Here is a 13668-nt window from a genome sequence, read left to right as displayed (position 1 = left end):
ATGAACTTCTTTCATTTGCCCTTTACGCCAAATACAAGAATACTTACAGAAAATACACTGAACCAATATTCCGAGATCAGAAAACCCAAAAGAGATTATTTTCCCATTAAAATCAGAAGAATATCTTTCAGTAATGAACTGCTTGTAATAGGTGTAATTCTGGATAAAGAGCCCGAAGAAATGGTTTACATTAAGGTCACCACGTCCGAACTGCTAGTGAGTTGCAGCGTTGATACCCATGAAAACTATTTGAGCCGATACGCTTATTTTTCGCTTCACGAACTGATGTACTATCACACTGAATACGATTTCGAGGGCTATTATTGGCCAGAATTCTTTGATCAGGAAACAGGGGTATCTAAATATCTGATGATCCATAAGTCAAAGGACAATTTACATGTGTCGTCAAAAGTGAGGTATAAAGGCCTATATAAACCTGGAAAACAACTTCCTGTAGTATCTGTAAAGAGAGCGGAGCTACGGAAAGCAGTTAATTCAATTCAAGAACAGCCACCTGAAGAAACCTATACGGTACTGGGTTTCTGTTTGGCAGATAACAACAATGAAAGGTACCGAACAAACCATTATCCTTTTCTAATTCCTTGTATAGGCAAATTGAACAAAGGCAAAACGGGAGTCAGGAACTTTACAACTTACGTGCTTAATGAAATGCAACTATCTGAAATTGACCTTACGGATGAACAGCAAAGCCTCATTGAGATTTGCTTCGACATGAAAAAGATAGCCTTAGTTGCTAACCCGGAATATAAAGAAGACGCTAATAGGCTAGCTGAAAAACGGAAACGGAACCAATATAATTTTAATCAGCTTTTTGAACTATGGCAAAAGGCACTTCCGTTACTTTCAGGAAGGCTGTACACACACTACAGTTATACGTATGGAATGCGTAATGTAAAGGGCAAACCGATAAGATCGTATATGACGCCATGCGCCTTTAATAATGAAACACCAGAAATCTGTTTTCTATGGAAAGACATGGGCGATTATTATAAACTGGAACTTCGACTAATGCTTCAAGGAAAAATACATCCGCTACAATATTACTTCAATACCGCTTTCTTTGCTATGCTGAGCTACAGCCCGAGAAAATATGTGCTGTTGAACTCTGTTGTAGATAGCAAACTGGTCAGTTATTTTCAGCAAAGCCAATTTCAGCTCTTAGTACTAAAGAAACACTATGAGGGTGATTTTAAAGATTTTGTAGATCAATTAAGAAGGGTATATAGCTTCATCAATAAATAGAATGTTATGGAAGAAATTTTAAAGGCTTTAAATTATCAACCTGTTGATATTTCCGATGAAGATCTTGATAATCCTGTGCCGTCAATTACTTATTTTTTCGTGAACCATCCGATTCACGAGTCCCGTACTAAGCTTTGGGAGCTATACGAGGGATGGATTCATTTCGCTGCTGAATCGCCAGATGGGGAAGAATTGACAGATATGCTGTTTTTTTATAATCAATTGGTGGAATTGCTGAACTTATGCTATGTATTTACTCAAAAAATTGAACAGGATAAATAGTTTTATATTAAAAATTTAATTTTTCACAACTTAAGTATGGATTGATTAGTAACTGTAATAAATTTGAAATAAATATTTTAAAGGAGATCAAAAGAAAGAGATATAGGGTACCGCACAATCGGTTTTGCTACTATCATTACTATAAATAATGGCATTGTAGACACAAGGCCAAGTTGAGCAAAAAGGAAAGATTTAACTAGTTTTAAAATATTAAACGAAATTACACCAATTACTTTGAAGAGTTTATTTTGCATATTCATAAATATATGAGAGTTCTAGTAACAGGTTCCTCTGGAAAATTAGGTAGCGTTACCGTCAAACTTTTAACCAATTGTGGTCACACAGTGATAGGATTAGACATATCTGATAGTGAAACAACTAATTTAATAGCTGATGTAAAGGATAAGCACAGAATGCTGATGATCACGCAAGGTTTCGATGCTATAATACATACCGCTGCTTTGCACGGAAGGCATATGGACTTAAACTATCCCAAGGAAGAGTTTATCGATACTAACATAAAAGGCACGTTGAACCTGTTGAACGCTTGCGTGGCTAATGGAATAGGTAAATTCTTGTTTACGAGTACTACCTCTATCTATGGAAAATCATTGGATAATGATAAACAAGCTGTTTGGGTAGATGAAGAGCTACCTATACGGCCCCGCGATATTTATGACATTACCAAGCAAACATGTGAGGAACTTTGTCGGGAATTCTTTGAAAAAGAGAAAATACAGGCGACTGTATTTAGGGTCGGCCGTTTTCTACCTGAACCAGATCACCTGAAGCTAAACCATAGGCTTTATCGGGGACTCGACGAGCAAGATGGGGCTGAAGCATTAAAATTAGCACTGGAGCATAATTTTGAGCAGTTTGAAATATTCAACATTTCGAGTGGTTCACCATTTCAGAAAGAAGACCTGTTCGAGTTAAAGCAAAATGCGTCAAGTGTGATAAGAAAATATTACCCAGAGGCAGTCAGATTATACCAAGATAATAAATGGGAGCTTCCGGAACACATTGATCGGGTATATAGTTCAGATAAAGCTATGCGAATGCTTGGCTATCATCCGAAATTCACTTTTGAATATCTTTTGAAGAAACAAGTGAGCCATTAGCTTCAATCCAGTGATTTCGCAATCCAATGTTTATACTTGCCCTTTGATCATCGAAAACAGCTGTTTTTTAAAGATTTAAGGATGGGCGGGCAAAAATTGAGCAGGAAAACTAGGTTAAAATCTATGTAAAGACCTTAATATATCTTATTTTCCACTCAGTTCCGCACGTACTTTTTTGACGTATGCCAAATCCACTTCTGCAACCTCGGCAGCCTGTTCATCTGTAAGTCCCAGTTTAACAATAAGGTTTTCAACCACTGCATGGCTTTTCTTTTCTTCACCCTTGCGGTAAAGGAAATCGTTTTCTTCCTTGAAAAATTTAGTCACTGTTTCCATAGCTTTTTCAAATTGTTGTTCAACATTGCTGCGTAACTGCACAAAGATACGCAATTGTTTAAAATATCTGCTTTCGGCAAAATCGCCTTTTGTGATTGACTGTATACCATCTATAATAGACTTAACCGCTTTGTAACTATCTTCTTTACCAAAGTTACCTAATATTCCTAACATCTTTACTTCCGGATTGTTGGATCTGAGGAATAATTTGTAGCTGGCTTCTGAGATGCGGATCAGCATAAAATCAAATTTAAGATGTTCAGTTTCTAATGAAGTCGGCATAATAGGACTGGTATCTTTTAAAAACACTACGTATTGTTTTATAGGTAACTGGTACCGGCGCATCAGCATGATGTTATATTCTGCCATGCGGTAGACCATTTCCTTTTCATCTTCTACTTGAAATTCGACCTGCAACACATAGGTGTTTCCATCAGTATCGGTTACTTTTTTCAGCGCATCCGGTTTCCTTTCTTTGGTATGCTGTACATCATCAGGCAGTTCTTCACTAAGGAGGATATTAAGACCAAGTACATCCCTGATAATTACCGGAAGGGTAACTTCAAGGTTTTCCTTAATGATCTTATCATATTGGCTTGCTTGTTTCCTGTTGTAATTTTGATTTGGCATTTGTTAAAATTAATTAATTTCAATTGTACGGTACACATAAATATATCCCCACGCTCGGTGCGGCCTGCGAAACCCTGTCGCTCAAATATCCGCCCGCTGTTCTCGCTTTTGGCCTCTACGGAGTGGTGGTCGTCAGTTCCCTGCCATTTCGGGTATTCTGGTGCAACTTCGAACGGCACTCCCTTGCTTTACATTCATATATAGGTGAGGGATGCACATCCAAACAGAATTTTTTGGGTGTGCAATATTAAACTATACAATAGCAAACATTTCCCTTAATGGTGCCATATCACTGGCAACTTTTTCATCGAGTATTTTAGCGTAAAGTTGGGTGGTACGGAGGTTGGTATGACCAAGCATTTTTGAAACGCTCTCAATAGGCACTCCATTCATTAGCGTAATGGTTGTAGCAAACGTTCGTTTGGCAATCCGGTTGCCTAATGTTTTGTCTATGCCGGCGAGAGAAGCAATTTCCACCAAATACTCGTTCATTTTTTGGTTGCTTGAAACCGGTAGGGCTTTGCCCTGATTAATACATACGGGATGATCCTTGTACCTGTTCAGAATTTCTTTGGCAACAGGAAGCAAGGGAATAGCCGCCCTGGTATTTGTCTTTTGCCTATAGGTCACGATCCATTGTTCTCCATCTGTACCAATGCCAATATCAGATGGCTTGAGCTTTTGTACATCTGCATACGATAGACCTGTATAACAACTGAACAGGAAAAAGTCCCGCACCTGTGAAAGTCTCACGGTAGTAAATTCTTTCTCCACTATTTTTTGCAGTTCTGTTGCTGTAAGGTAATTGCGGTGTACTTCTTTGGATTTTAGCTTATAGCCAAAGAAAGGGTCTGCGCTGATCCATTTGTTTGATAGGCAGATGCGGACAATCTTACCTAAATTTTTAAGGTGCTTAATGGCGGTATTATTTGTATTGGCTTTTTCAGTACGCAAGTAAAAATCAAAAGCACTGATAAATCCATGGTCTATGCTTTTAATATTGATGTCGTTTTTGTGGTAACGAAAAGACATGAAATCCAGTACATGCCTTTCAAGTACTTCGAATCTTTTGAGTGTTCCTGGCGCATAGTCCTTACCAACAAGTGCTTTCATGTTTGTGTTGTGGGTTTTAATTGCCTCCACTATAGTGTGTGCTTTTTCTTCTTTGCCTAAGAATTTGTATTTAATGCCTTCGGCGGTTATTTCGGCTCCGTCCACACTTAGCTGGCTATGAGCTACATAAACTTCGGCTTTAATATTTTCCAGATAGGCATTCAAAGTTTTAACATCTTCCTTCGTGCCAATAACTTTTCCGGCTTTTGCATTCCATCGCTCTGGCTCGCAATTTCTGCTTGTTGACATCTCCGCACGAACTCCGTCCACCGTAATTCTTAAAAAGATAAAGTAAACAGCCCCTTTTGTGTAGTTTTTTGGCCTTTTCAAAAAGAAAAGCACGCTAAAATTAGTTTTCATAACGATAACATTAAGGTTAAACAAAAATAGCTTTGCAGTTCCATTCACACAAGATGTTCATCTATTAAATAGGTTGATTATCAACGTGTTAATACAAATTAGGGGAGTTTGATATTATAAAGAACGACGCACCGAATGACGCACATTTTATATGCGATTTCGTGCATATTTTGGTAAAACCCGTAAAAGCAAAAACCCTGCAAACATTTGATTTGCAGGGTTTTAGTTCTCTTTGATATTGTTTCTTGTGATCCCGCTGGGATTCGAACCCAGGACCACTACATTAAAAGTGTAATGCTCTACCAGCTGAGCTACGGAATCATTATTGAGGTCGCAAAGATAGAAATTTTTTATAATAAACAATAAGCATTTAAACAAACTCACCTTATCATATCTGAAACCACTGATTCACAGTAAAATATTTTTAATCTATAAATTTTGAATTTGTCTCTGATGAAAAATCGTCAGCCAAATCTGTCATGTAAATGCTTTTTCAACCGTTGAAAACTTTTGATAGATAACCTCATTAAATTATAGATATTTGCCGAAATATTCTCTGAGCCTGGTTTAAATCGATAAAGCAAGATTCAGAAAACAGCAGCATATTCGAGATCAACAGATGATCATGAACAGATTTAGCAATGAACAGGAACTTCATGTGATATGAACTTAGCCCCTATTTGTTATCAATATTGTTCAATTATTTTATTCGAAACATGCTCCGGCAATTTTAAATTCAGTTTTACATGAGTAACTTTTTATACGGAATTGATTTTGGCACAACCAATTCAGCCCTATCCATTTACGACGAACAGAAAAAGGAAATTATTGATACGATTTCTATTCCCTCTCTCATTTATTTTACCGAGACAAAAAGTTTTGTTAATGGTGAAAGTCATATTGTCGGTGAAAAAGCAATTGACGCATACTTAAATGACGGTATGAAAGGGCGATTCATTAAATCCATTAAACAAATTTTGTCAAGAAGTACCTTTACCGAAACCCGGATCCACAATAAACGCTATACCGCATCAGATTTAGTCACCCTGATTCTTAAAGATTTAAAGGCAAAAGCAGATCAAATCATAGGTGAAGAATGCAATAAGGCTGTAATTGGAAGACCGGTATTTTTCGATGATGACAACACTTCTAAAGATACCTTGGCACAAACCCGATTAAAAAAGGCAGCTGAAATGGCTGGCTTTACGGAGGTGCGTTTTCAGTTTGAGCCTATTGGTGCAGCTTTCGCTTATGAAAAAACCATCAAGGAAAAAGAAAGGGTGCTGGTAGCCGATTTAGGTGGCGGTACTACTGATTTCACCTATTTAATCCTTGACCCTGAAAAAGTTGGGAGCACCGACCGTAAAAATGATATGATTGCTTCAGGTGGAATTTATATTGGTGGTGATAGCCTGGATTCTGCCTTTATGTGGGATCGTGGAACACCTTACTTCGGCAAAAATACCATGTATGAAGCTACGCCGGGGAAAAAGTTAAACGTACCGAAATCGCTTTTCGCCAATATCTGTACCTGGGATAAAATGAATTTCTTTAATGGCCTGAAAATCCAGAAAGAAATGGAGGATTACTACTATTATTCCGGCAATGATCCGAAGTTTAGAAACCTGATTACCCTGGTCGATCAAAATTTAGGCTATTCTGTTTTCAGGGCCATTGAAAAAACAAAGATTGAACTTTCCGATCAGGCACAATCTGATTTCCGGTATTCCAACATGGGGATTGAAATAGATGAAAGCATTTCTATAGCTCAATATAATGGTATTATAGAAAAGGATGTCAATAAAATTGAAGCCTATCTCAATCAATTTATGGAACTCCACAAAATTAAACCAGAAGATATCGATTGTTTATTCTTAACCGGTGGAACATCAATGGTGGCTGCCATTCAGCAACTGTTCAAAACCAAGTTCCCGCATATTCCACTTAACTCCGGTGATAATTTTAAAAGTGTTGCCAAAGGTTTAGCGTATAGCGGCTACCTTTTTGAAAATTAAACGATTAATCCCCTCAACCGACTTTCCCCTAACCCCTACATTGACCCTCCTTCAATTAATCGCGATTCATCAATAATCGTTTGCGCAAATGAGCTTCCGGCAATACAACGCATCATTCTACTCAAGGCAAGTTTCCCCAACTTAAAGCCGCTGGTTTCTGCGTAAGTAATCTCCGGGTAGAACAATTTCGGAATCATGCCATCACTGATACAAATAATCCCTATATCCTGTGGAAACTTAAAGCCCTTCCGCTGTACAGCCTTCATTACGCCAGCAAGGATTTCATCACTCATACAGAATATGGCAAGGTACTTCCCTTTAAAATCAGCAAGTGCAGTTAAAACGATCTGTTCTGCCTCATCAGCACTGCAGGCATTCACGGTTTGCAGTTGAATCCCTTGATTACCTTCAGCCAGTACCTGATTAAAGGTATGATAGCGAACTTGGGTGATCGACATATTTTGATCGCCAAAAATACCCAATACATCCTTAATACCTTTTTTCAAAATTGCTGAAGCGGCCAGTGATGCCGCATGCTCATCGGCTACGCAAATTTTATTACACAGTTCATAAGCGGGTACCTTATCAAAAAAAATAACCGGAATACCGTATTCATCCATTTTTAAAAACGGCGCAATATCTTTAGTTTCTGTCGTGATGGATATAAATACACCAGATACCCGCTTAAGCCTGCAACTTTTTAAAATCTCCAGTTCAATTTGCGGATCATTAGAAGAACGGTAGATAAATACGGAATATCCATACCGCCGGGCATCCTCCTCAATGGAACTAATGAAAGAGTGATAAAAGAAATTGGATAAACTAGGCACTACAATCGCAAATTCTTTATTGTTATGCGTGCGAAGATTCACCGCATATGGGTTGGGATCATATTCTATCAGGACTGCCAGCTCATTTATCTTTCGCTTGGTTTCAGCAGAAATGTCTGGATGATCTTTCAATGCCCGGGAAACAGTTGATATACTCACGTTTAATTGCTCGGCAATTTTCTTCAAAGTTGGGTTCGGTCTCATCTTCATACTTGGTTGATCAAATATAAGTTTTCCACAACAAACATTTGCGGAAATGTTATCGCAAACGTTTGCGGTAATTATTAGATTCAATTTGATGGTTTTAAATTGAATTAAACCTATCTTCATATTATAAACAAGTGGCAATGTAGCGGTAACCCGCCTTTTGCTACGCACAACTAACCAAATAATAATGACTGATACTGTAGTGATACGAGTATAGTGTAAAAAGATATTATGAGATTTCTCCATCTGCGAATGATAATCTGCTTGCTTATAATCTGTGTTGGAAAAACCCATGCACAGAAAAAAAACATAAGGCAACCCAAATGGTGGAAAGAAGCTGTTGTTTATCAGATTTACCCAAGAAGTTTTAAGGATAGTGATGGCGATGGAATTGGAGACTTAAAAGGGATTATCTCCAAGTTAGATTACCTGAAAAGCCTGGGCATCGATGCCGTATGGCTAAATCCGATCTTTTCTTCGCCTAATGATGATAACGGATACGACATTAGTGATTACCGCAGTATCATGAAAGAGTTTGGCACGATGAAAGATTTCGATGCTTTACTGAAAGGCCTTCACCAGCGAAATATTAAATTGGTACTGGATATGGTATTAAACCACAGCAGTGATGAGCATGAGTGGTTTAAACAGGCCAAACAATCTCGTACCAACCCCTACCATAATTATTACCATTGGTGGCCTGAAGAAAAAGGAAAGCCTACCCCACGTTACAGCTTCTTTGACGTTAATAATGATGCCTGGAAATACGATGCAATTACAAAATCCTATTACCTCCACTATTTTTCGCAAAAGCAACCCGATTTAAACTGGGAGAATGAAAAGCTTCGTAATGAAATATATAATATGATGAAATTCTGGTTGGATAAAGGCATAGATGGTTTGCGGATGGATGCTTTTCAATATGTTTCAAAAGATACCACCTGGAAAAAATACCCGGAAGGTTACGAGAAAAATATCATTAATTATTACGGAATGGGTCCGAATCTGCACCATTACCTCAAAGAAATGAACAAAGAAGTCATGAGCAAATACAACGTCATGACGGTTGCTGAAGGTGCCGGAAGCACATTGGAAGATGCACATGCTTTGGTTGATGAAGATAGACATGAATTAAATATGGCCTATCATTTTGAAATCATGGACATCGGGAACGATCCCAAAGGTTACCTGCTCACCGATTTAAAGAAAGCCTTTACCAAATGGGAAACATCATTTGCCGATAAAGGCTGGCTGGCTGTTTTTCTGGCGAATCATGATGTACCCAGAATGGTAAGTAAATATGGCAATGATAGCCCTGAATTTAGACAAGCTTCTTCAAAATTATTAACCACACTGATCATGACCATGCGGGGAACGCCATTTTATTTTAATGGAGATGAATTGGGCATGTCGAACATTAAGTTTGATCAGATTGAAGACTACCGCGATATCGCCACCATTAATGCCCATAAAAATGCGGTTTTAAAAAAGAAAAACCTCAAAACCTTCATGGCTAAGCAGCAATTCATATCTCGCGACAATACCAGAACGCCTTTTCAATGGGATAACACCGCAAATGCAGGTTTCAGTAGCGGAACACCGTGGATCAAAGTGAATCCAAATTATAAATCCGTTAATGCATTTGCGGAGGAGAAAGATCCAAACAGTGTACTCACCTATTTTAAAAGGATTGTTGCATTCAGAAAAGAAACACCAACCTTAATGTATGGCAATTATCAGGCATATGACCTCGAAAATCCGGATGTATACTGCTACACCAGAACAGATGAAAAAGAAAGCCTGCTGGTGTTGTTAAATTTTTCTTCAAAGGAAATTAACTATCATATTGATCAGAAAATTAATACCACCGCAGCAGCACCGGCCATTAATAATTATACAGAATCTCCTTCCAAAAAAAATAATAACATCAAACTGATGCCATGGCAGGCAGTGGTTTATAAACTGAACAAGCATTAACATGATCGTTGCACAACCAGAAAAAGGAGAGAAAATCTCTAACGCGGTTAAACTTAATTTCGGTTCCATCATCGCCATGAACATGGGCTTTTTTGGCATCCAATACAGCTTTGGCTTGCAGCAAACCAATATGACTCCCATTTATTCTTATCTGGGCGCCCATGCAGATCAATTGCCTCTGCTTAATTTAGCCGGACCAATGACGGGCCTGATTATTCAGCCGGTTATTGGTGCCATGAGCGATAAAACCACGAGCAGGTTCGGCAGAAGACGTCCGTATTTTTTAATTGGTGCCATCATTTGCAGCATCTGCCTATTTGCCATGCCTTACAGCAGTTCCATCTGGATGGCTGCCGGCATTTTATGGATTCTGGATGCCGGAAACAACATCACCATGGAGCCATACCGGGCTTTTGTAAGTGATAAATTACCTACTGAGCAGCATGCCCTGGGTTTTCTAACCCAGAGTTTTTTCACTGGTTTAGGCATTACCCTGGCCAACCTTACACCGGGCATCCTTATCGCCGCTGGTTTAATCAGCATTCATGCCAGAAGTGGAAATAATATACCATACACCACTTATGCAGCTTTCTTTATCGGCGGTGTGGTATCTATCGGATCCATTATGTACAGTTGCTTTAGCACTAAAGAAACGTCTTTAACTCAGGAAGAAATTCAGGACATCAAATCAGCTTCAGGAGGCATCGGAAGCATTTTGAAAGACATCAACGAAGCATTTAAAACCATGCCGCTGACCATGAAAAAGCTGGGCATTGTTTACCTGTTTAACTGGTACGCCATGTTTATATACTGGCAATTTATTACGCTTTGCCTCGCTAAAACCATTTATAACACCAGCGAGGCCGCATCAGCAGGTTTTGCATCGGCACAGTTACTCACCGGAACTGTAAATGGTGGCTATAACGTAGTTACTTTTTTAGTCGCGTTTCCACTAGCCTTTTTTGCCCGGAAAATCACGGCAAGGCGGGTTCATTTGTTAAGTTTAATCTTTGGTGGCATCTGCCTGATCTCCCTACCGGCGATACACGACGCAAAACTTTTATTTATCCCGATTATGGGTTTGGGTGTGGCCTGGGCCAGTATGATGGGTACGCCTTATGCCATGCTTGCCGGGAGTATTCCCAAAGAAAAAACAGGCATTTTTATCGGCATCTTAAATATGTTCATCGTCATGCCAATGCTCCTGGAAACCATCACTTTTAAATATGTATACAAATATTTGTTAGGTCATCACCCTGAAAATGCGATCATCTTTGCTGGCGTACTCATTACCATTGCCGGTGGTTTTGTTTTATTAATCAGGCGCAAAGATCTTCAAGTTTAAACTCATGGTAAACGAAAAATCATATCAGCAAGCGCTGAACCTTTTACACGAAGCCTCAACACCATTCGGATTTGTAGCCGCCGTAAATGAATACGACAATTACAAACGCGTTTGGACCAGAGATGGTGTCATTACCAGCATTGCCGCGCTGTTAAGTGGCGATGAGCAATTAATTAAAACAGCTCAATCAACCATCGATACCCTCTTTAACAAACAGCACGCAAGTGGTTTTATGCCTTCGAATGTTTCGCCAGCAGATGGTGCAGCCAGTTACGGCGGTACATCGGGCAGAGCCGATAATCCTTCCTGGGCTGTCATTGGCTTATGTACATACACCATTTTAACCGAAGATTATAGTCTATGGAAAAAATATCAGCAACAAGTGGAGAAATGCCTTGCGGTGATGGAAACCTGGGAATTTAACGGGAAACACCTGATTTATGTGCCGCAAAGCGGCGATTGGGCTGATGAATATATTCAACATGGCTACATGCTTTTTGATCAGCTGCTTCGTGTTTGGGCTTTGAGACTGACTTTCAGGCTAACAAAAAAAGCGGTTTATTCAAAAAAAGCACAAAACATTACCGCTGCTATTATCGATAATTACTGGAAAACCGAACAACCAAAAAATGCCTATGCGCCTAATCTGCTACATCAGTTAACAGATGCTTCAGGCGATTTCTGGCTGATGGGCTTTAACCCGGCAAGGATTTACGCCTATTTCGACCTTCAGGCAAATGCCTTTTCTTTGTTACTGGGTATTGGAAATGACCAGCAGAACAATATTTTGTTGAAATATCTAAAAGATAATTATGCAGAAAATCAATCGCTGATTCCATCATTCGCACCAACGATAGAAGTACACGATGCCGATATGAATGAATTGAAAAATAACTATGCTTATTCCTTCAGAAACCTGCCCAATTATTTCCACAATGGTGGTTTGTGGCCGGTATGGAATGGCTGGATGGCAGCAGCATTACATCTAAATGGGGAAACAGATATGGCACTTCATTTAACCATGAATATTCACGCGGCTAATCAAAATGAAAACAGCTTTAATGAATGTCTGCACGGCTTAGCCAAAACACCTTGCGGTGTAGAAAAGTGCACATGGAGCGCCGCTGGTGCCATCATTGCTGAACAAGCCTTGACTCATCCGGAATTTAAAAACTTATTTAAAGCGTAGTGCGCAAGCAAATGGAATCTATCAATAACATTTCACAAAAAAAGGCACTGGTTATTGGTGAATTACTGGCTGATATCATTTCTGAGGAAAATATCCCCTCCCTGGCCTCACCGTCGGCATTTAAAATTAGCCAGGGCGGAAGTGCGGCTAACTTTTGCTGCAACCTGAAATGGCTGGGCATACCTGCTGATTTGGTGGCCACCGTTGGCCATGACAACCTGGGCCTTTTCTTAAAGGATGAGCTTGAAACCGCAGGGCTTTCCAATCGATATGTACTGCGCTCGCCCAAACACCAAACTACGATCGTGTTGGTTGGAAAAAATCCGGAAACACCAGATTTTATAGCTTACCGCAGTGCAGATGCTTACATTACAAAAATTGAAGATCAACTGATCGAATCTGCAGATCTGCTGCATACCACTGCTTTTTCACTGAGCCTCTCCCCCGCACGTGAGACCATTCTGGCTGCTTTTTCAAAAGCAAATCTACTTCACAAAGAAGTTTCCATCGACTGGAATTTCGCACCTTCCGTCTGGGGTGAAAATGATGGCCAGGCAGTTTTCGAGAAAATTTGCCAGTTAAATCCCTTGCTGAAGATCAGTGTGGATGACCTCGAGCGCTTCAGGGGAAAATCATTAAGCATGGAAGAATCCAGGGAATGGTTAGATCAGCTAGATATAAAACTGATCTGCCTCACCTGCGGTAAAGATGGTGTATGGTACAAGGAACAAAGTGGGCAATGGCAATATCAGCCAGCACTTCCGGCAGCCGCCATAAAGGGGGTTACAGGCGCCGGAGATGCATTCTGGTCGGGATTTATTGCCGCCTACCTTCAGCATAAACCGCTGGAAAAATGCATCAGTTATGCGTTGGAAATCGCCAGAAAGAAAATAGAAACACCCGAACCTTTATATAAATAACAACTAACTTAAATTCAATATGAACCCATTTAAACCTGCACCACCTTAACCGCTAAGTGCGCTATTTTAAAATATATTTT

11 protein-coding genes and 1 tRNA gene are annotated in these 13668 nt (G+C 39.5%); 8 read left to right on the top strand and 4 right to left on the bottom strand.

The genetic code is table 11. The annotated features are described in order from the left end of the window. The 3 genes from OQ267_RS15540 (at position 1) to OQ267_RS15530 (ending at position 2666) form a co-directional block, all read left to right on the top strand. Entirely contained in the window at positions 1-1263 is a 1263-nt protein-coding gene (locus tag OQ267_RS15540; RefSeq protein ID WP_265836737.1) for a hypothetical protein, read from the top strand. A 6-nt stretch (positions 1264-1269) separates the two neighbouring features. After that, positions 1270-1545 (top strand): hypothetical protein, encoded by a 276-nt coding sequence (locus OQ267_RS15535; protein ID WP_265836736.1) that lies wholly within the window; start codon positions 1270-1272, stop codon positions 1543-1545. Between the two features lie 266 nt (positions 1546-1811). Further along, the gene (locus OQ267_RS15530) at positions 1812-2666 is read left to right on the top strand and encodes an NAD-dependent epimerase/dehydratase family protein (protein ID WP_265836735.1); all 855 of its coding nucleotides are present in this window, start codon (positions 1812-1814) and stop codon (positions 2664-2666) included. A gap of 144 nt (positions 2667-2810) precedes the next feature. On the opposite strand, the gene OQ267_RS15525 is transcribed toward OQ267_RS15530, so the two are convergent. The 3 genes from OQ267_RS15525 to OQ267_RS15515 form a co-directional block, all read right to left on the bottom strand. After that, positions 2811-3632 (bottom strand): hypothetical protein, encoded by an 822-nt coding sequence (locus OQ267_RS15525; protein ID WP_265836733.1) that lies wholly within the window; start codon positions 3630-3632, stop codon positions 2811-2813. Between the two features lie 252 nt (positions 3633-3884). Next, positions 3885-5105 carry a site-specific integrase gene (locus tag OQ267_RS15520; protein ID WP_265836731.1) on the bottom strand — a complete coding sequence of 407 codons (1221 nt, stop codon included), beginning with the start codon at positions 5103-5105 and terminating at the stop codon, positions 3885-3887. 248 nt (positions 5106-5353) lie between these two features. Then, a tRNA-Lys gene (locus OQ267_RS15515) sits at positions 5354-5426 on the bottom strand. Positions 5427-5851: 425 nt separating this feature from the next. Here OQ267_RS15515 and OQ267_RS15510 point away from each other — a divergent pair. Next, positions 5852-7120, top strand: coding sequence for an Hsp70 family protein (locus OQ267_RS15510; protein WP_265836729.1), 1269 nt, complete (start codon positions 5852-5854; stop codon positions 7118-7120). Positions 7121-7155: 35 nt separating this feature from the next. Here OQ267_RS15510 and OQ267_RS15505 read toward each other — a convergent pair whose 3' ends face one another. Beyond that, positions 7156-8160 (bottom strand): LacI family DNA-binding transcriptional regulator, encoded by a 1005-nt coding sequence (locus OQ267_RS15505; protein WP_265836727.1) that lies wholly within the window; start codon positions 8158-8160, stop codon positions 7156-7158. A gap of 261 nt (positions 8161-8421) precedes the next feature. Here OQ267_RS15505 and OQ267_RS15500 point away from each other — a divergent pair, with 261 nt between their 5' ends. Genes OQ267_RS15500 through OQ267_RS15485 form a run of 4 tightly spaced genes read left to right on the top strand, consistent with a single transcriptional unit; the run spans position 8422 to position 13588 of the window. Beyond that, positions 8422-10134, top strand: coding sequence for a glycoside hydrolase family 13 protein (locus OQ267_RS15500; protein ID WP_265836725.1), 1713 nt, complete (start codon positions 8422-8424; stop codon positions 10132-10134). A gap of 1 nt (position 10135) precedes the next feature. Further along, positions 10136-11479, top strand: a complete 1344-nt coding sequence (locus OQ267_RS15495; RefSeq protein ID WP_265836723.1) for an MFS transporter — start codon at positions 10136-10138, stop codon at positions 11477-11479. A 4-nt stretch (positions 11480-11483) separates the two neighbouring features. Then, on the top strand, positions 11484-12668 hold the full coding sequence (locus OQ267_RS15490) for a glycoside hydrolase 100 family protein (protein WP_265836719.1): 1185 nt from the start codon (positions 11484-11486) through the stop codon (positions 12666-12668). An 11-nt stretch (positions 12669-12679) separates the two neighbouring features. Continuing rightward, on the top strand, positions 12680-13588 hold the full coding sequence (locus tag OQ267_RS15485; protein WP_265836718.1) for a carbohydrate kinase family protein: 909 nt from the start codon (positions 12680-12682) through the stop codon (positions 13586-13588). Positions 13589-13668: the final 80 nt, after the last annotated feature.

Origin of the sequence: Pedobacter sp. MR22-3 (genome assembly GCF_026240075.1) — a bacterium.
In the GTDB taxonomy this organism is placed as follows: Bacteria; Bacteroidota; Bacteroidia; order Sphingobacteriales; family Sphingobacteriaceae; genus Pedobacter.
This window is presented reverse-complemented; position numbering and strand designations above follow the sequence as displayed.